Source organism: Corallococcus sp. Z5C101001 (assembly GCF_007352635.1).
GTDB lineage: Bacteria > Myxococcota > Myxococcia > Myxococcales > Myxococcaceae > Corallococcus > Corallococcus silvisoli.
Map to the genome: position 1 here is coordinate 143,284 of NZ_VKLU01000009.1, position 18,590 is coordinate 161,873.

Annotated in this window: 14 protein-coding genes; 9 read left to right on the plus strand and 5 right to left on the minus strand. The window is 70.3% G+C overall.

Annotated elements, in window-relative coordinates; all coding sequences use genetic code 11:
* Positions 1 to 40: 40 nt before the first annotated feature.
* The gene (locus FOF48_RS21195; protein ID WP_143904528.1) at positions 41 to 961 is read right to left on the minus strand and encodes a class I fructose-bisphosphate aldolase; all 921 of its coding nucleotides are present in this window, start codon (positions 959 to 961) and stop codon (positions 41 to 43) included.
* Positions 962 to 1,193: 232 nt separating this feature from the next.
* Between FOF48_RS21195 and FOF48_RS21200 the strand changes: the two genes are divergently transcribed.
* Complete coding sequence (locus FOF48_RS21200; RefSeq protein ID WP_143904530.1) at positions 1,194 to 3,062, plus strand: TolC family protein; 1,869 nt, start codon at positions 1,194 to 1,196, stop codon at positions 3,060 to 3,062.
* Positions 3,063 to 3,128: 66 nt separating this feature from the next.
* The gene (locus FOF48_RS21205; protein WP_143904532.1) at positions 3,129 to 3,764 is read left to right on the plus strand and encodes a phospholipid-binding protein MlaC; all 636 of its coding nucleotides are present in this window, start codon (positions 3,129 to 3,131) and stop codon (positions 3,762 to 3,764) included.
* Between the two features lie 84 nt (positions 3,765 to 3,848).
* Here the strand turns inward: FOF48_RS21205 and FOF48_RS21210 are convergent, their stop codons facing one another.
* Positions 3,849 to 5,030, minus strand: a complete 1,182-nt coding sequence (locus FOF48_RS21210; protein ID WP_143904534.1) for an N-acetyltransferase — start codon at positions 5,028 to 5,030, stop codon at positions 3,849 to 3,851.
* 9 nt (positions 5,031 to 5,039) lie between these two features.
* The gene (locus tag FOF48_RS21215) at positions 5,040 to 6,593 is read right to left on the minus strand and encodes a pyridoxal phosphate-dependent aminotransferase family protein (protein ID WP_143904536.1); all 1,554 of its coding nucleotides are present in this window, start codon (positions 6,591 to 6,593) and stop codon (positions 5,040 to 5,042) included.
* A 380-nt stretch (positions 6,594 to 6,973) separates the two neighbouring features.
* Between FOF48_RS21215 and FOF48_RS21220 the strand changes: the two genes are divergently transcribed.
* The 5 genes from FOF48_RS21220 (at position 6,974) to FOF48_RS21240 (ending at position 13,456) form a co-directional block, all read left to right on the plus strand.
* Positions 6,974 to 9,490: an RND family transporter gene (locus tag FOF48_RS21220; RefSeq protein ID WP_186002007.1), complete on the plus strand. Its 2,517-nt coding sequence runs from the start codon at positions 6,974 to 6,976 to the stop codon at positions 9,488 to 9,490.
* A complete protein-coding gene (locus tag FOF48_RS21225) occupies positions 9,487 to 10,467 on the plus strand; it encodes a phosphatase PAP2 family protein (RefSeq protein ID WP_255442492.1) in 981 nt (326 codons plus the stop codon). The genes FOF48_RS21220 and FOF48_RS21225 overlap by 4 nt, the downstream gene beginning before the upstream one ends.
* Before the next feature lie 64 nt (positions 10,468 to 10,531).
* Positions 10,532 to 11,731: an aminotransferase class I/II-fold pyridoxal phosphate-dependent enzyme gene (locus tag FOF48_RS21230; protein WP_143904538.1), complete on the plus strand. Its 1,200-nt coding sequence runs from the start codon at positions 10,532 to 10,534 to the stop codon at positions 11,729 to 11,731.
* 15 nt (positions 11,732 to 11,746) lie between these two features.
* Positions 11,747 to 12,466, plus strand: coding sequence for a methyltransferase domain-containing protein (locus FOF48_RS21235; RefSeq protein WP_143904540.1), 720 nt, complete (start codon positions 11,747 to 11,749; stop codon positions 12,464 to 12,466).
* Between the two features lie 15 nt (positions 12,467 to 12,481).
* On the plus strand, positions 12,482 to 13,456 hold the full coding sequence (locus tag FOF48_RS21240) for a hydroxymethylglutaryl-CoA lyase (RefSeq protein ID WP_143904542.1): 975 nt from the start codon (positions 12,482 to 12,484) through the stop codon (positions 13,454 to 13,456).
* Positions 13,457 to 13,480: 24 nt separating this feature from the next.
* On the opposite strand, the gene FOF48_RS21245 is transcribed toward FOF48_RS21240, so the two are convergent.
* Positions 13,481 to 15,451 (minus strand): TIM44-like domain-containing protein, encoded by a 1,971-nt coding sequence (locus FOF48_RS21245; RefSeq protein WP_143904544.1) that lies wholly within the window; start codon positions 15,449 to 15,451, stop codon positions 13,481 to 13,483.
* Positions 15,452 to 15,555: 104 nt separating this feature from the next.
* Between FOF48_RS21245 and FOF48_RS21250 the strand changes: the two genes are divergently transcribed.
* Positions 15,556 to 16,332, plus strand: coding sequence for an enoyl-CoA hydratase-related protein (locus tag FOF48_RS21250; protein WP_143904546.1), 777 nt, complete (start codon positions 15,556 to 15,558; stop codon positions 16,330 to 16,332).
* Between the two features lie 118 nt (positions 16,333 to 16,450).
* Here the strand turns inward: FOF48_RS21250 and FOF48_RS21255 are convergent, their stop codons facing one another.
* Positions 16,451 to 16,825, minus strand: coding sequence for a YtxH domain-containing protein (locus FOF48_RS21255; protein ID WP_143904548.1), 375 nt, complete (start codon positions 16,823 to 16,825; stop codon positions 16,451 to 16,453).
* 215 nt (positions 16,826 to 17,040) lie between these two features.
* Between FOF48_RS21255 and FOF48_RS21260 the strand changes: the two genes are divergently transcribed.
* Positions 17,041 to 18,570, plus strand: coding sequence for an acyl-CoA carboxylase subunit beta (locus FOF48_RS21260; protein WP_143904792.1), 1,530 nt, complete (start codon positions 17,041 to 17,043; stop codon positions 18,568 to 18,570).
* The last annotated feature ends 20 nt before the right edge of the window (positions 18,571 to 18,590 follow it).

The following is an 18,590-nucleotide window of genomic DNA, read 5'->3' on the forward strand; positions in this document are numbered from 1 at the left end:
GAGGGGCGCGGCCCGCGGGAGGTGACGGGACGGCGGACGGCTACTTGCCCGCGAAGATGTTCATCACGTCCTTGAGCAGCTTGATCGACTCCGCGTGCGGACGCTGGAACGCGTTGCGGCCCATGATGGAGCCGAAGCCGCCACCCTGGTGGATCTGCTTGATGTCCTCGAGGAGGGCGGACGTCTCCTTCGCCTCGCCGCCGGAGAAGATGACGATGCGCTTGCCGTTGAACGCGGAGCGCACCACCTCGCGCACGCGGTCCGCGAGCGTCTTGGTGGGGATGTTCGCCTTCTCGAAGGCCTTCTTCGCCTCTGCCTGCTCCAGGTGGTCCGTGGGCGGCTTCACCTTGATGACGTGCGCGCCCATCTGCGCGCTGATCTGCGCCGCGTACGCCACCACGTCGATGGCCGTCTCGCCCTCCTTGGACAGGGCGCCGCGCGGGTAGGCCCACAGCACCGTGGGCAGGCCGTAGGACTTGGCCTCCGCGATGATGTCGCGCAGGTCTTCGTACTGCTCGTTGCGGGCCGCGGAGCCCGGGTAGATGGTGTAGCCCACCGCCGTGCAGCCCAGGCGCACCGCGTCCTTCACGGACGACGTCACCGCGGACATGGGCGCGGCCGTCTTGGCCAGCGAGTCCGAGTTGTTCACCTTGAGGATGAGGGGAATCTCGCCGGCGAGCTTGCCCGCGACCGCCTCCAGGAAGCCCAGCGGCGCCGCGTACGCGTTGCAGCCCGACTCGATGGCCAGCTGCGCGTGGTAGTCCGGATCATACCCCGCGGGGTTCGGACCGAAGGAGCGTGCGGGGCCGTGCTCGAAGCCCTGATCCACCGGGAGGATGACGAGCTTGCCCGTGCCCGCGAGCGTGCCGTGGTTCAGCAGGCGCGCCAGGTTCGTCAGCGTGCCGGGATTGTCGGAGGGGTACCAGGAGAGGATCTGCTTGACGCGGTCGGTGTAGGCCATGGGGTTTTCCTTGAAGGAAGGCGTCGAAACCGGCGCCGGATTCTGCGGTCCCGGGCCGCGCCCACCAAGCTTTGTCTGTAGGGAATGTCGGCGACTGTCACGCCCCCTACGTGCCTGTCGCGCGAGGGGACTGGGCGGAAGCCGACATCCGAAGGGGGACGGATGGTGAACAGAATTGCTGCGCCGTCGCGGGCTTCCAGGTATGCCCGCCAGACACGAGGCGGACCACAGCATGGGCAGAGAAGTCAGTAGGGTCGTCGCAGTGGTGATGATGATCACTGGTGGAGTGTCGGGCGCGCAGTTGTCGCCCACGACGGCTCCCTCGAATGCTCCCGGGACGGGAGCGCCGGGGACCGGCACCGCCTCGCCTGGCACCCTGTCTCCGAGCAGCGTGCCCATGCCCGGCAACTCCGCGACCCCAGCCACGCCCCAGTCCGGGGCGGGGACGTCCTCCGGCACGCCCACGACGGGGACACGCTCGCCGTTGCCACCCGGGCCGGCTCCCGTGAACGCGGCCCCGGCCTCGGAGCCCGGCAACGCCGCCCAGCGGGCCACCACGGGCACGCCCAAGCCTGCTTCCGCCTCCCCCGGCGCCCAGGACATCGCGACCCCTCCGGGCTCCACCGGAAAAGCCGGGGCCACCACGCCACCGGGAGCCACCGGAAGAGCCGGGGCCGCCTCGCCGGGCGCCACCGGAGAGGGGGAGGCCGCCACCGCCCCGCAGGGCACACCCGGCGCCGCGGCACCCGGTAGGGCACAGGCCCCGGGCTCCACGGCGGGCCAGCAGCCCCTCCGGGAGCCCCTGACGCTGGCCCAGCTGGTGGAGCGCGCGCGCACCCAGGACGCGCGCGTCGCGGAGGCGACCGCGGAGCTGCGCAAGTTCCAGGCGCTCTACATGCAGGCGAAGTGGGCGTGGTTCCCCAAGTTCGAGGTCACCCTGGGCGTGGGCGGCCCGATTCCCGAGGCGCGCAACAACGGCCTGGGCGGTCCGCCGACGACGAAGGCGTCGCTGGAGGGGGACTGGGACTTCGGCCACGTGGGCGTGACGGTGTTCTCCACCGGCAACGCGGTGTTGCCGCTGTTCACCTTCGGCAAGTTCGCCGCGCTGGAGAAGGCGGGCGCGCAGGGGCCCATCGTCGGAGGCGCGCTGCGGGAGCGCGTGCGCGCGGAGGCCGGCTTCCAGGCCGCGCAGGCGTACTACGGCTACCAGCTGGCCCGCGCCGGCCTGAGGCAGCTGGAGGACGTGTCCAAGCGACTGAAGGACGCGAGCGAGCGCATCGACACGCTCCTCAAGGAGGACTCGGATCAGGTGTCGAAGGTGGACACGTACAAGCTGGGTTACTTCCGCGAGCTGGTGGAGTCCCAGCGCGCCAGCGCCGTGCAGGGGGAGCAGTTCGCGCTCGCCGCCATCCGCCTCCTCGCCAACGCGGGGCCGGATGAGAAGGTGGAGGTCGTGGCGGAGGAGCTGCCCCTCCAGGACGAGGTGAGGATCCCCGACCTGGAGACGGTGCTGAAGCGCGCCAGCGAGCGCCGCCCGGAGCTCAAGGCCGTCGCAGCCGGCATCATCGCGCGCGAGCAGGAGGTCTTCATCCGCGAGCGCAGCTACTACCCGGACCTGGGCCTCGCGGGCTTCTACGACATTCGCTGGACGAGCAGCGCCACGCGCCAGCGCAGCCCCTTCGCGTACGACCCCTACAACGAGCGCACCCTGGGGCTGGGGCTGGTGATGCGCGGCACCTTCGACATCCCCATCAAGGACGCCCAGCTGGAGCAGGCCCGCGCGGAGCTGGACAAGCTGCACGCGCAGGAGCAGACGCTCAAGGCCGGCATCCAGTTGGAGGTGACGCAGGTGCACGGCCAGCTCGTCACGGCCTACGCGCGGGCCAGGTCCCTGACGGAGGCCGAGCGCAACGCGAGGCGCTGGTCCACCGCCGCCTACGCCGCCTTCGACCTGGGCACGGGGGACACCCGTGAGCTGGTGGACGCCTTCAGCGCGTTGGCCCAGGCCTCCGCGGAGCGGGGCAAGAGCTGGCATGACGTCCGTGTGGGCCTGGCGTCATTGGCGCGCGTCACCGGTGCCGTCCCGGGCGCGGATGAATAACCCTTCCAGGCTTCCTGTCGTCACCCGCGTCGTCTCACGCGTCTTTCCACCCGGAGCTTCATCCCTATGATTGCTTCCCTGCTTGCCGCCACGCTGCTTGCCGCCGCCCCCGCGGGCCCGCTCAACGTCGTGAAGTCGGGCAACGCCGCCGTCCAGAAGGCCGCCAATGCCCCGGGCGCCACCGTCCAGTCCCTGGCGTCCGTCGTGGAGTCCTTCGTCGACTTCCAGGAGCTCGCCAAGCGCGCCCTGGGAGAGAAGGCCTGGAGCGGCCTGAGCCCGGCCCAGCGCAAGGAGTTCACCGAGACGATGACGGGGCTCCTGCGCGCCTCGTACGCCCAGAAGGCCATTGGCCAGGCGAAGGCGGAGGTCGTCTACGGCAAGGAGAGCGTGCAGGGGAACGAGGCCACGGTCGACACGAAGCTCACCGTGAAGACGGACCACGTGCCCGTGGACTACAAGCTGTTCCGCGCCTCGCCCAAGGTGGAGTGGCGCATCTACGACGTCATCACGGATGAGGTGTCCCTGGTGGACACCTACAGCGGCCAGTTCAAGAAGATCCTCCAGACGAAGGGCTTCGACGGCCTGATGACGACCCTCAAGTCCAAGCGCGCCCAGCTGGAGAAGCAGAACGCCAACACCAGCGCGGCCTCCGTGAGCGAGTCCGCCGCCGACACGACGGGCGCCGCCCCGCAGGCGAAGTAGGGCAGGGCGCCGTCCGGCGTCCTTCCGCCCGGGGCCAGGAGCGCCCGGGCGGAAGAAGAGGACGTCACCGCGGGAGGGACCCGCTCAGACGGGCCGCTGGAAGACGCGGTACGTCTTGGAGCGCTGGCCGCCCATCGATTCGATGGCGCGGTTGACCAAGTGGTTGTCCTCCAGCGTCCACGAAATCTCGCCGCCCGTGTACCCCAGCTCCCGCGCGGTGCGCAGGGTGTCCAGGTAGAGGATGGCGTCCAGCCCTCGGCGCCGGTAGCCCTCCTTGATGCCCAGCGTCAGCAGGCGCAGCCGCTTGATGCGCCGCGACGCCAGCACCAGCTTCACCAGGCCAATGGGCAGGCCGAACGTCGTCAGCCGCCCGCCCGCGGCCTTGAACGCCTCGTTGGCGTCCGGCAGCGTCATGGAGAAGGCGACGGGCTCACCCTTCACCTCCGCGATGAGCAGCAGCTCCGGGCGCACGATGGCCTTCATCTCCTTGGCCATGTGCTCGAACTCGCGGTCCGTGAAGGGGATGAAGCCCCAGTTCTTCTCCCAGGCCGCGTTGTAGATCTCCTTGATGCGGGCGACCTCCTGGGTGAACTCCTTCAGGCGCACCGCGCGCACGGTGACGCCCTCGCGGTGGCGGATCTTCTCCGCGATGCGCGCCACCTTCTCCGGGGGCGGAGTGGACGCCGCCAGCTCCCACGCCCACAGGTCCTTCGCCTTGGTGAAGCCGCACGTCTCCAGCAGGCCCGCGTAGTACGCCGGGTTGTACGGCATCATCAGCGCGGGAGGGCTCTCATGGCCCTCCACGAGCAGGCCCCAGTCCTGGTTGGAGGAGAAGTTGGCCGGCCCCAGCATCTGGTCGATGCCGCGCGCCTTCAGCCACGCGCTGGCCGCGTCCAGCAGGCCCCGGGCGACGCCCGCGTCGTTCACGCACTCGAAGAGGCCGAAGAAGCCCTCCTTCGTGCCGTGAAACTCCATGTGGCGCGGGTTCTTGATGGCCGCCACCCGGCCCACCACCTCCGTGCCACGGCGCGCGAGGAACAGCTCCACCTCCGCGTAGTCGAAGAAGGGGTTCTTCTTCGGGTCCAGGAAGTCCTTGCGCTCCATCTCCAGTGGGGGGACCCAGTTCGGGTCGTCACGGTACAGCGCGTACGGCAGCCGGATGAACGCGGTCCGGTCCACCGCGCCGCGCACGGGCGTCACCTGCACGTCGGAGGGCATGGGAGGAGTAGGGGAGGAGGAGGTGTCGGGCTTGGCGGGGTGGGCCATGAGGGAGGCTCAGTTCCTTTCGGCCTGGTTGCCGTCGGAACCGTCGCTGCCGTTGCGCAGGAACAGGTGGGCGCCCTTCTCCAGCAGCAGGCCCCCCAGCTCGCTGCGCTTCTCCCAGAGCTTCTTGGGCGCGCCGCCCAGCCGGCGCAGGTCCTCCGGCTGGAGGTTCGCCGCGCGCCAGGTGAGCTGCTCCACCGCGTCGAAGAACTTCCCGGCCATCTCCCGCGACGACATCCGCGACAGCTGCTCCAGCGAGAAGCCCTTGTCCGCCAGCAGGCCCGCGCTGCCCGCGGCCCACGTCTCGCTCGCCCTGTTGCTGCGCACCACGGAGCCCGGCCGGGCGATCTGCACCGGCTCGTACACGGTGGGGCGCGTCTCCGGGATGACGTTCAGCTTGCGGCCGATCTTCTCGAAGGTGTCCAGCACCTGGTCCAGCTGCGCGTCGGTGTGCGTGGCCATGTAGCTGGTGCGGATGAGCGCGTGGCCCGGCTCCACCGCCGGGGGAATCACGGGGTTGGCGAACACGCCCGCCTCGTGCAGCGCGCGCCAGAAGCGGAAGCACTTCACCTGGTCGCCAATGTGCACCGGCACCACCGGCGTCACTGACACGCCCGTGTCGAAGCCCATGGCCCGGAAGCCGTTGTGCATCTTCTCCGCGATGTCCAGCAGGCGCGCGCGGCGCTCCGGCTCCGCCTCGATGATCTCCGTCGCCTTGAGCGCCGCCGCGATGGACGCGGGCGTCATGGACGCGGAGAAGATGACCGAACGGGCCTTGTGGCGGATGTAGTTGATGACCTCGAAGGGGCCCGCGAGCACGCCGCCCAGCGACGCGAAGCTCTTGGAGAACGTGCCCATCACCAGGTCCACGTCCTTCTCCAGGCCGAAGTACTCGGAGGTGCCCCGGCCCAGCTCGCCCAGCACGCCCATGGCGTGCGCGTCATCCGTCATCACCCGGGCGTTGTACTGCTTCGACAGCTCCACGATGCGGGGCAGGTTGCAGACGTCGCCCTCCATGGAGAACACGCCGTCCGTGACGATGATCTTCCCGGCGCCCGGCTCCGCCGCGGCCAGCAGCTGCTCCAGGTGCTCCATGTCGTTGTGGCGGAACTTGCGCTCGGTCGCGAACGACAGGCGCACGCCGTCCACCAGCGACGCGTGGTTCTGCCGGTCGCTGAACACGATGTCGTGGCGGCCCAGGATGGACGCCAGCGCCAGGTTCGTCTGGAACCCGGTGGAGATGACGATGGCCGCCTCGCGGTTGAGGAACTTCGCCAGCCGGGCCTCCAACTCCTCATGCAGCGCCAGCGTGCCGTTGAGCAGCCGCGAGCCGGAGCACGTGGTGCCGAACCGCTCCGTCGCCTTGATGGCCGCTTCCTTCACGCGCGGATCCGCGGACAGGCCCAGGTAGTTGTTCGAGCCCACCATGATGACCCGCCGCCCCTCGATCTCCACCTCCGTGGCGCCGTGCGACGCCTCGATGGCTCGGAAGTACGGGTACAGGCCGGTGGCCTTGGCGATGCGGTAGTCCTTCCAGGTACGGCACTTGTCGAACACGTCGCTCATGGTGGTCTTTCTTACGCGTCGGGGGGTGTGCTCCGAGCCGCTCTCCATGTGCCGGGCGGTTTCCGGTTCCGGACCGCCCGACGCGCGCGAACACCCAGGGGGACGACGCGTGGGGGTCAATAAAGAGGGAAATCCACACTGTCAAGGCAGCGACGGTTCCATCGCACGCCGTGTGGGGCATCCGTGTCAGGGCGCGCCTTGACATCCATGCCCCATCGGTGGCACGCCGCGCCCCCGGACCTTCGTTCTCCAGTGGATGTTCCAACACCCCGGGCACACACGGGTTCACATGGGGAATGGGTTCCGAGGGGCCGGCTGTTCCGGGGGCCTGGATCGTGGCCGGCTTATTGCTAAGCCGGCCGGTGTCAGAGGAGCGGACGGTGTCCCAATCACGACTGCAGCGGTGGTTCGATGGCTTCATCCGGGCGGCGCTGACGCGGCCCTGGCAAGTGCTGTTCGCCGTCGCGCTGCTGACCGCCGCCGCGGGGCTGTTCGCGGCCCGGCTGGAGTTCCGTGGCTCCTTCGTGGAGCTGCTGCCGGAGGGGGCTCCGGAGGTTCGGGATCTGACACGCGTGTCAGAGAAGGCAGGCGGTGACGGGTACCTCGTCCTCATGGCGAAGGGTGGAACACCGCAGGCCCTTAAAACGTACGCCACTGAATTCCAGAAGCGTTTGGAGGCCCTCCCGGAGGTCCGCTACGTCGAGCACCACTACGACGTCGCCTTCTTCCGCCGCCACGGCCTGCTGCTGCTGCCCACGCGGGAGGTCGCCTCGCTCCGCGAGGACCTGGAGGCCCGCGTCCAGTACGAGAAGGAGCGCGCCAGCCCCCTGTTCGTGGACCTGGGCGTGGAGGACGCGCCGCCCACCTTCGAGGAGATCGCCCGCAAGCACACGCCGGACACGGCGGCGCTGCCGGAGACCCTGGCCAACAAGGACGGCACGGAGGTCTACCTGATGATCAAGCCGTCGGGGACGGCGGGGGACCTGGACTTCGCGCGGCGGTTCGTGGCCACGGCGATGGACACCGGCAGGAAGCTGGCCGCGGAGCAGTACCCGGGCGTGACGCTGGAGGCGACGGGCAACTTCCAGAACCGCATCGAAGAGGACGCGGTGATGCGCGGCGACCTGTCCAACGCGGGCCTCTTGTCCGCGCTCATCGCCGTGGGCCTCATCCTGCTGGCCACCCGGCGGGTGTCGGCGCTGGCGGTGGTGGGCGTGCCGGTGATGGTGGGGCTGGTGCTGACGTTCGCGTTCGCGCAGGGCGCCATCGGCCACCTCAACATCGTGACGGGCTTCCTCGTCGCCATCCTCATCGGCCTGGGCATCGAGTACGGCGTGCACCTGTCGATGCGCTACTGGGAGGAGCGCGAGGAGCACGGCGTGAAGGAGTCGCTGGAGGCTGCGGTGCGCGGCACCTTCAGCGGGGCGCTCACGTCCGCGTTCACCAACGCGGCGGCGTTCTTCGTGCTGGTGCTGGCGCAGTTCCACGCGTTCCAGCAGTTCGGCCTGCTCGCGGGCATTGGCGTGCTGCTGGCGGTGCTGTCCGCGTACGCGATGGGCCCGTCGCTGCTGGCCATCGCGGAGCGCATCCGGCCCTTCCGGCGCGAACACCGGGTGGCGACCGAAGCCCCCCCGGCCGAGGCCCCGGCGGCCCCGGTGAAGGAGTGGCGGCGCTGGCCCACGGGCCTCATCGTCGCGGTGGCGATGTCGGTGGTGGTGTTCGCGGCGTACTCGGTGGGCATCGCGCCCCGGCTGGGCTTCGAGACGAACCTGCGCAACCTGAAGGGCGACTCCCCGGCGTCGCGGCTGGACGACCACATCACGGAGCAGATCGGCTCGCCGCTCAACCCGGCCATCCTCGCGGTGGACTCGCTGGAGCAGGTCCGCGAAGTGGAGGACGTCATCGCCCAGGTGAAGGCGAGGAACGGCGCGAACTCCGTGTTCTTGCGCACCGCGTCCCTGAGCGACCTGGTGCCCTCCGACGTGCCGGGGCACCAGGCGGAGATGGGCCGCATCCGGGCGCTCCTGGACGGGCTGCCGAAGTCCGCGCAGGACGACGCGCGGGTGAAGGACCTGCGGACCCTGGTGGACGCGAAGCCGTACGGGCTGGACGACCTGCCGGTGGAGGCGCGCCGCCGCTTCGAGGCGCTGGACGGCAAGGGCATGTTCCTCCTGCTGTTCCCGTCGGTGTCCAACTACGACACGGAGGACCTGCACCGCTGGGCCGCGCAGCTGGATGAGGTGGTGGCCGGCGCGAAGGCGAAGGGCATCGACCTGGCGGTGCTGGACAGCAACCGCATCGCGGCGCGAATCTTCTCCCTGGTCCGGGGGGATGGGCCGTTCATCCTCTGGGCGGCGGCGGCGGTGGTGTTCCTGGTCATCCTGGCGAGCCTGCGCAGCCTCAAGCGCGCGCTGCTGGTGGCGGGCCCGCTGTTCCTGGGGATGACGTGCCTGGCGGGCGGGATGTACCTGTTCGACGTGCAGCTGAACTTCATCAACGCGGTGGTGCTGCCCAACCTGCTGGCCATCGCGGTGGACAACTCCGTCCACCTGTACCACCGGTACGAGGAAGAGGGCCCCGGGTCGCTGGGCCGGGTGGTGCGCAGCACGGGCTTCGCGGCGGTGGTGGCCACGCTGTCCAACGCGGCGGGCTATGGAGCGCTGATGGTCGCGAACCACCAGGGCTTGCGCAGCATCGGACAGATTGCGCTACTGGGGGTCGTGAGCACCTTTCTGGGGACGACGGTGTTCTTCCCGGCCATGCTGGCGCTGTTGGAGCGGTGGAAGGGGCGGCGGTCCGCGGTGGCACCTCAGCCGGGCGCGGTGGTGCGGCCTCTCAATCTCGGAGGGGCCGGCGAGCAGCCGGCCGAATCGCCGGGGGAGCGCAAATCGGCGTGAGCATCTGGTCATTCAGCGAAGGCCGTGTGCGGCCCCTCATGGCGTCATCGGACCAGGCGCTCGTGCGCTTCCGGCAGGTGGACATCGTCCTGATGGCCGCCTGCGCGGCGGCGGTCCTGGCTTGCGTGGGGCCGGCCCGCTGGGCACCCCATGCGACCCGGAGCGCCTGCCTGTTCGGGCTGATGGGGCTGGCCCTGCCGGTGCTGCGGATGCTGGAGGCGCGCTTCCCCCGTCGGCCGCTCATCGCCATCGCGGCGGACTTCTGGCTGCTTCCCTTGTCGGCGATGTCGCACGGGTGGCTGGGGCCCATCGTCGACTGGATGAACCCGCTGGTGAAGGACGCCCAGCTGGTCGCGGTGGACCAACGGCTGTTCGGCTTCCAGTCCGCGGTGGCCCTGGCGCACGTGGTTCCGCCCTGGGCCAACGACGTGCTGATGCTCTGCTACTACGGCCACTTCATCTGGCCGCTGCTCCTGGGCATCTTCCTGTACGCGCGCGGCCGGGGGCCCACGCCGGGCTTCGACGAATACCTGTTGGGCCTGGGGCTGCTGCTGAGCTTCAACTACGCGGCGTACTCGCTGGTGCCGGCGGTGGGCCCGCGCTACTTCCTCATCGGCGCGTTCGACGGTCCCGCGTCGCGGGGGTTGCTGCTCACGCCGCTCCTGGAATCGATGATGCGCACGCCCATCTACACCCGGGACTGTTTCCCGTCCGGACACACCGGGGTGGCGCTGGTGGTGCTCTTCTATGCGTTCCGGTTCGCCCGGCGCTTCTTCTGGGTGATGCTGTTCCCCGGCCTGGGGCTCATCTTCGCGACGCTCGCGGGGCGCTTCCACTACGCCATCGACCTGGTGTGCGCGGTGCCCCTGGTGCTGGTGGTGACGGGGCTGGCGCTGGCCCTGTCCCGGGCCGCCCGGCAACGCGCGGTGGAACAGGGCGCGCGTTCCGTGCCCGTGGACGCTATCGTCAGGCCCTGAATCGCCAGCCGGTCGCCCCGGGGGTCGGGGTGGACGTGCGCTGGCGCCGCCAGAGGCCCGCCCCATGTCCCCCCGGCCCGTGCTCGCGCAGCGTGTCTCCCGCTTCGGCACCACCGTCTTCTCCGAGTTCAGCGCGCTGGCGCTGAAGCACCAGGCCGTGAACCTGGGGCAGGGCTTCCCCGACTTCGACGGCCCGGACGCCATCAAGGAGGCCGCGTGGAAGGCCATCCAGGGCGGCGTCAACCAGTACGCCCCCGGCGTGGGCGCCAGGGACTTGCGCGTCGCCATCGCGGAGCACGCGCAGCGCTTCCACGGCCACGCCGTGGATCCGGACACCATGGTGTCCGTCACCAGCGGCGCGACCGAGGCCATCCTCGACGTCATCCTGGGCCTGGTGGATCCAGGGGACGAGGTGATCGCCTTCGAGCCGTTCTACGACTCGTATGACGCGAACATCGCCTTCGTGGGGGCGACGCCGCGCTACGTGCCCCTGCGCCCGCCGGACGCGTCCCATGCCACGTGGTGGTTCGACCGCGACGAGGTGCGGGCGGCCTTCGGACCGCGCACGCGGCTGCTCATCCTCAACTCGCCCCACAACCCCACGGGCAAGGTGTTCACCCGCGAGGAGCTGGAGTTCCTGGGCAACCTCTGCGCCGAGCACGACGTGAAGGTGCTGGCGGATGAGGTGTATGAGCACATCGTCTTCGCCCCCGCGCGCCACATCCGGGCCGCCACGGTGCCGGTGCTCGCGGACCGCACGGTGACGGTGAGCAGCGCGGGCAAGTCCTTCAGCCTCACGGGATGGAAGATCGGGTGGATCATCGCGCCGCCGCCGCTGCGGGACGCGGTGCAGCGCGCGCACCAGTTCGTCACCTTCGCCACGGCGTCGCCGTTCCAGGCGGCCATGGCCGTGGCCCTGCGGCTGCCGGACAGCTACTTCCAGGAGCTGACGGCGCTCTACACCGCGAAGCGCGAGCGGCTGCTCGCGGGCCTGCGCGAGGCGGGGCTGAAGGCGTACTCCCCGGAGGGCAGCTACTTCATCCTCGCGGACATCACGGGCTACGGCTTCCAGGACGACGTGGCCTTCTGCCGGCACCTGGTGACGGAGGTGGGCGTGGCGGGGATTCCGCCCAGCGTCTTCTACGGTCCGGAGCACCGGCACCTGGGGCAGGGCTTCGCGCGCTTCGCCTTCTGCAAGACGGAGGGCGTGCTGGATGAGGCCGCGCGCCGCCTGCGCGAGAAGCTGCCCGCCCTCAAGCGCTGACGCCCGCCCACGCCCGTGGACGCCTTCTTCGGGGAGCTGTACCTGCGCAGCACGCTGCCGTTCCTCTCCGAGGAGGTGACGGCCCGGGAAGCGGAGTACCTGTCCCGGGCGTTCGCGGACGTGGAGGGGCCGGTGGTGGACCTGGGCTGCGGCCACGGCCGGCACGCGGCCCGGCTCAACGCGGAAGGGGGGCTCGCTGGCAGGGTGGTGGGCCTGGAACTGGATCCGCTCTCCCTGCGCCTGCGGCGCCCCGGCTTTCCCGTGGCCCAGGGTGACCTGCGGGCGCTGCCCTTCCAGGACGCGTCGGTGGGGGGCGCCTACGCCTGGTATTCGACACTCTTCGCCTTCAGCGACGCGGAGCACGTCCAGGTGCTGCGCGAGGCCGCCCGGGTGCTGCGGCCCGGCGGACGGCTGGTGTTCCAGACGGTGCCGTACGAGCGCCTGGCGCGAAGTCCGGGCGCGGCCTTCCACCAGCGGTTACCGGATGGGAGTCTCCTGGAGGAGGAGAGCCGCTTCGACGCGACGCGTGGGAGGGATGTGGGGCAGCGCCGGCTGACGCTGCCGGACGGGCGCGTCCTGCGAGCGGCGTACGCCATCCGTTACTATCCTCTTGCGGAACTGAAACGTCTGTTGGAAAGCACGGGCTTTTCGGTGGCATGGGTGCACGGAGGCCTGGATTCCAGGCCGATGACACCCGACTCAACCGACCTCATCGTGGGAGCTGGGCGCGGTTGACCCAGGACTCGTCCAGTGGATCCGAAAGAGACATCGCGAACGCGGGTCGGCCTGCTGGGGCAACTGCCCCGCCGGGTCGACGTGTATGAGGTCGGCCCCCGCGACGGCCTGCAGAACGAGCTGCGCACGCTGCCCACCCGCGACAAGGCCCGGCTCATCAACGCCCTGGTCGCCGCGGGGGAGAAGCGCATCGAGGTGACGTCGTTCGTGTCACCCAAGTGGATCCCCCAGCTCGCGGACGCGGAGGAGCTGCTCAAGCTGGTGGGCCGCCGCGAGGGCGTCGTCTTCTCCGCGCTGGTGCCCAACCTCAAGGGCCTGGAGCGCGCGCGGGCCGCCGGCCTGGAGGAGGCCGCGGTGTTCATCTCCGCGTCGGAGGCCCACTCCAAGAAGAACATCAACAAGACCATCGCGGAGGCGCTGGCCGGGGCGCGGGAAGTGACGGCCGCCGCCCGCAAGGCCGGGATGCGCGTGCGCGGCTACCTGTCCACCGTGTGGGGCTGCCCCTACGAGGGCCACGTCCCGGTGGAGCGCGTGGTGGACATCTGCCGGCAGCTGGTGGACGCGGGCATCTACCAGCTCAGCCTGGGCGACACGATTGGCGTGGGCACGCCCCGGCAGACAGAGGAGATCCTGGGCGCGCTGCTCCAGCACATGCCGGTGGACACGCTGGCGCTGCACCTGCACGACACGCGCGGCACCGCGCTGGCCAACGCGCTGGTGGGGCTGGCCGCGGGCGTCACCACCTTCGACGCGAGCATCGGCGGACTGGGCGGCTGTCCCTACGCCCCGGGCGCCGCGGGCAACCTGGCCACCGAGGACGCGGTGTTCATGCTGCACGGCATGGGCGTGGACACCGGCATCGACCTGGACAAGCTGGTGGAGGCCGGTGAGATCGCCCAGGAGCTCATCGGACGGAAGCTCGCGGGCAAGTACCTCCAGGCCGCGCTGGGCGAGCGGGACAAGAAGGCCACCCGCCGCGCGCAGACCTGAGCGTCCCCCGCGGGGACCGCGTGACTAGCGGTCCCCGATCATCGCGGCCAGCCGCGACTCCAGGCCCAGGTGCTGGGCGGCGATCTCCAGCATCCGCCGCTCCTTGCGGTCGATGCGGCCGTCCACCAGGGCCATCTCCACGATGTGCCGCAGGAACACCTCCGCCTCCGGGCTGCCGCGCGGCATGAGGCGCTCGAAGAGCTGGGGCCCGGCATTGAGCGCCATCTCCACGTTCGCCCACGGCACGCTCCAGCGCTCCGCGCACAGCTTGAGCAGGCGGCGCTCGGCGGCGGAGACCTCGCCGTCGGCGGCGGCGATGGACGCCATCATGTAGAGCAGCCGCTCGCGCTCCTTCACGTCCGTCATCACGTGGTCGCCGTCGCCCGCCGTGGGCGGGGGAGCGAAGCCGCCCCGGTCCTCGTCCCGGGCCTGCTGGTAGCGGGCCACGTTGGCGGAGTGCCGCTGCGCGTGGTGGACGTTCCAGGACTCGAAGGGGAGGGCGGACGCGAGCACCCAGTCCCGCTCGCCGGTGCCCAGCACCGTGCCGCAGAACTCGCAGGTGTTGGCGGCGCTGTTCGTGAGGGGCGCGTTGCACTGCGGGCAGCGGTCCGTGGACATGCCCGTGTCGGTGTTCGTCTTGGCGCCGTGGCGGCGCCGCAGCGTGAAGACCCAGCGCTGGGGCACGGTGGGCAGGCTGGGCGGGCGCTCATTGACGGGGCCCACGCCCATGCGGGCGCTCCAGCGGATCTCCACCTGCGCCTCGTCGAAGGACTCCGGGTGGACCTCCAGCGCGCGCACGTCCACCGCGCCCACGGCGCACTCCAGGAAGACGCGGCGCCGGCCGCGCTTGCGCAGCTCCGTCAGCTCCGCGCCCAGCGCCGTGAGGGCCTCCGCGTTCGCGACCTTGGACAGGCGCGCCGTCTCATCGCGGCTCTGCGCGTCGATCCACTTCCAGAACAGCAGCGACGCGCGGTCCTCCATCATCTCCAGGTTGAGCGCGGGGTCCTCCGCGCGGGCCTGCAGCAGGCCGTCCACCTGCTTGTGGTGCCGCACGTACTCCACGCCCTGCGTGATCTCCGACAGGGTCCAGTCGTAGTTGCCGGAGTTCACCACCGCGTTGCAGAACTCGCAGGTGTTGGACGCGCCTCCGTTGTAGGGGGCGCCGCAGTTGGGGCACTTGCCCTGGAACAGGTCCTCGCCAATGCGCGTCTGGGCCCCGGGCTTGCGCACGAAGGTCCACACCTCCGTGAAGGCCTCCGGCGCCACGCGGCTCGCGGCGGCCATGGCCTGCGCGTCCGTCTGGTCCGCGGCCACGTCCGTGTCCCGGATGCTGGCGCGCACGCGCACGTGGATGCTGTCGTACCAGTTGCTCTGGTGCAGGCCGATGAGCTGCACGTCCAGCACCCGGATGTCCGCGAGCGCGTCCCGCACGCCCTGCGCCTGCATCAGGGCGAGCTGCACGTTGAAGCGCTGCCACGTCGCGTCCGACAGGAAGGGGCGCACCGGCGTCATGTCCCGGCGGAACCACGCCTGCTGCAGCTCCAGGAAGAGCCAGCGCACCTTGTCCAGCGTGGGCTGCAGTTCAAACGACGGGTCCTTGAGCTTCAGCGCGTTGACCCAGCCCTGCACGTCGCGGCCGGACACCTCCGTGCGCACCTCCGCTTCGCGTTGATCCAACGCGCGCCGGGTGGTGGCGTCCGGGTGCAGGTTCCGCCTGTAGAGCCAGTAGATCCCGCCGCCGATGACGAGCAGCGGGATGGAGACCTTGGGGTAGAGGAAGATGAACCGCACAAGGTCGAAGAGCAACCAGAGGGGCAGGCCGTCCCCACCGCCCCCCCCTCCGCCGCCGCCCCGGTCGCGCCCGGACGTGTAGTGCTCGCCGCCACCGCCTCGCGCCAGGGCCACCAGGGGCAGGGCGAGCAGCAGCAGCGTGGACACGGTGGGCAATCCCGGCAGCCACCGCCACGGGCGTTTCGTCGGAGGGCACGAAGGCATGGGCGAAATCCTATCCGTTTACGGCTTGCCAGACTGGGGAACAGGTTTCAGGCTGCGCGCCATTCACGCGGGCCGCTCCGGGCGGCCCGACACGGGGAGCGAAGATGCCGGAGTTCAAGGTCGACGCCCGCGGGGCCATCGAGATCTGGACCATCGACGGAGAGAGCCGCCGCAACGCCATCAGCCGCGCGATGCTCCAGGAGCTGGGCCAGCTGGTGGACCGCGTCTCCGCCAGCCGCGCGGTGCGCGCCGTCATCCTCACCGGCGCGGGAGACAAGGCCTTCTGCGCGGGCGCGGACCTGAAGGAGCGCGCGGGCATGGCGGAGCCGGAGGTGCGCGCCTTCCTGGACGGCCTGCGCAAGACGTTCCGCGCCATCGAGAAGAGCGACTGTGTCTTCATCGCCGCCATCAACGGCGCGGCCTTTGGAGGCGGCACGGAGCTGGCGCTGTCCTGCGACCTGCGCGTCGCCTCGCCCGCCACGGAGCTGGGCCTCACGGAGGTGAAGCTGGGCATCATCCCCGGCGGCGGCGGCACCCAGCGGCTCGCCCGGCTCATCGGCCCGGGCCGCGCCAAGGACCTCATCCTCACCGCCCGGCGCGTCAACGCGGCGGAGGCCTTCAGCATCGGGCTGGTCAACCGCCTGGCCCCGGAAGGGCACCTGCTGGAGGTCGCCTTCCAGCTCGCCGAGGCGGTGGTGGAGAACGCCCCCGTGGCCGTCGCCACCGCGAAGCACGCCATCGACGAGGGCACCGGCCTGGAGCTGGATGACGCGCTCGCGCTGGAGCTCAAGAAGTACGAGGAGGTGCTCAAGACAGAGGACCGGTTGGAAGGGCTCCGCGCCTTCGCGGAGAAGCGTCCCCCTGTCTATAAGGGCCGCTGAGGCCCCCGAAAGCGACAGGGGCGGCAGGCCCGCGGTCGCCCGCGGACCATGCGGCCCCTGGCTCATGCGTTCTGTGTGAGGCGGCGGACGTGGTGCCCGCCGCCCGCGCCGCCCGTCCTCAGGCGCTGGCGGTCTTCTCGCCGCCGATGTTCACGCCCTGCTTGTTGATGTAGCCCATCGCCTTGTCCTTGACGGTGGTGCGCAGCTCCGTGCCCGGCCGCGGCGCCAGCAGCAGCGCCACCACGCTGCCCGCGGCGGCGCCCAGCAGGAACGCACCCAGCCCCCCCAGGCCCGTGCGCACCGGCTTATACGTCCTCAAGCCCACATAGCGCAGCGCGTCGTCCGGGTCGAACCGGTCCCAGGACTTGCGGGCCCGCTTGCCAGCGAGCTCCGCGTATTCGGGGATCTGGTCCAGGAGCTGGTGCGCCACGTACTGGCGGTACAGCTTGCTCTTGGCCAACGCCTTCGCCTGCCACGTCTTCTTCCTGAACATGGGTCCCTCCAGGGCCGGATGATTCACGGGGCGAGCGTGGCCCGCCTGGGTGCACACCCCCCGTGCAGCACTGAAGGTAGGCAGGGAAGCCCCCGGTGCCAGCCCCCGATGCGCCGCGCCGTGGCCTCATGCGTCGTCCTTTGGACTGCACGGTTGGCGGTTCGCACGGCAAGAAGGCAGCCATGGCAGGGGTTTCTTGGTATGGGACGGCGGCCATGTCCTACGACCAGAAGCTGCTCGAGACGATCGCCCAGGTGGAGAAGGGCGGTGCGCCCAAGTACCACGCGAAGAACGCGGAGAGCGGCAAGCTCTTCGCCCGGGAGCGCATCCGGCTGCTGGTGGACGCGGACTCGTTCGTGGAGGACGGCAAGCTCGCCAACAACCTGGATCCGGAGCTGCCGTCCGACGGCGTCATCACGGGCGTGGCGCGCATCGCCGGCCGCGCCGTGGCCATCATGGCCAACGACTCCACGGTGAAGGCGGGCAGCTGGGGCGCGCGCACGGTGGAGAAGATCCTGCGCATCCAGGAGACGGCGAAGGCGCTCCGGTGCCCGCTGATGTACCTGGTGGACAGCGCGGGCGCGCGCATCACGGACCAGGTGGAGATGTTCCCGGGCCGCCGGGGCGCGGGCCGCATCTTCTACAACGAGGTCCACCTGTCGGGCTTCGTCCCGCAGATCTGCCTGCTCTTCGGCCCGTCCGCCGCCGGCGGCGCGTACATCCCCGCGTTCTGCGACCTGGTCATCATGGTGGAGGGCAACGCCTCCATGTACCTGGGCAGTCCGCGCATGGCGGAGATGGTCATCGGCGAGAAGGTCACGCTGGAGGAGATGGGCGGCGCGAAGATGCACTGCTCGGTGTCCGGCGTGGGCGACGTGCTGGTGAAGACGGAGCAGGAGGCCATCGCCGCGGCGAAGCAGTACCTGGCCTTCTTCCCGGAGAACTTCACCCAGGCCCCCCCGCGCGTGGACGTGAAGGCGCCCAAGCACAGCGGCAAGCGCGTGGATGAGATCGTCCCGCCGGATCAGAACAAGCCCTTCGACATGCACGCCCTCATCGCGGAGCTCATCGACGAGGGCAGCTGGTTCGAGGTGAAGAAGCTCTTCGCGCAGGAGCTGATCACCGGCCTGGCGCGCATGGGCGGCCGGACGGTGGGCATCGTGGCCAACCAGCCCAAGTACAAGGGCGGCGTGCTGTTCGTGGACAGCGCGGACAAGGCGGCCCGGTTCATCTGGCTGTGCGATGCGTTCAACATCCCGCTCCTGTACCTGTCGGACGTGCCGGGCTTCATGATCGGCACCAAGGTGGAGCGGGCGGGCATCATCCGCGCGGGCGCGAAGATGATCTCCGCCGTGTCGGAGGCCAGCGTGCCGCGTATCTGCGTGGTGGTGCGCAAGGCGTACGGCGCCGGCCTCTACGCCATGAGCGGCCCGGGCTTCGCCCCGGAGGCCACGCTCGCGCTGCCCCAGGCGATGATCGCCGTGATGGGCCCGGAGGCGGCGGTGAACGCCGTCTACTTCAACAAGATCCAGGAGCTGCCGGAGGCCGAGCGGCCGGCCTTCGTCCAGAAGCTCCGCGACGAGTACAAGCAGGACGTGGACATCTACAAGCTGGCCAGCGAGCTCATCATCGACGCGGTGGTGCCCGGCGATTCGCTCCGCGGGGAATTGATGCAGCGTTATTCGCTGTATGCCGACTGCTTCCAGCCCCGCGCCGAAAAGAAGCACGGCGTCCACCCCGTCTAGAGTCCCCCACCTGATTCCAC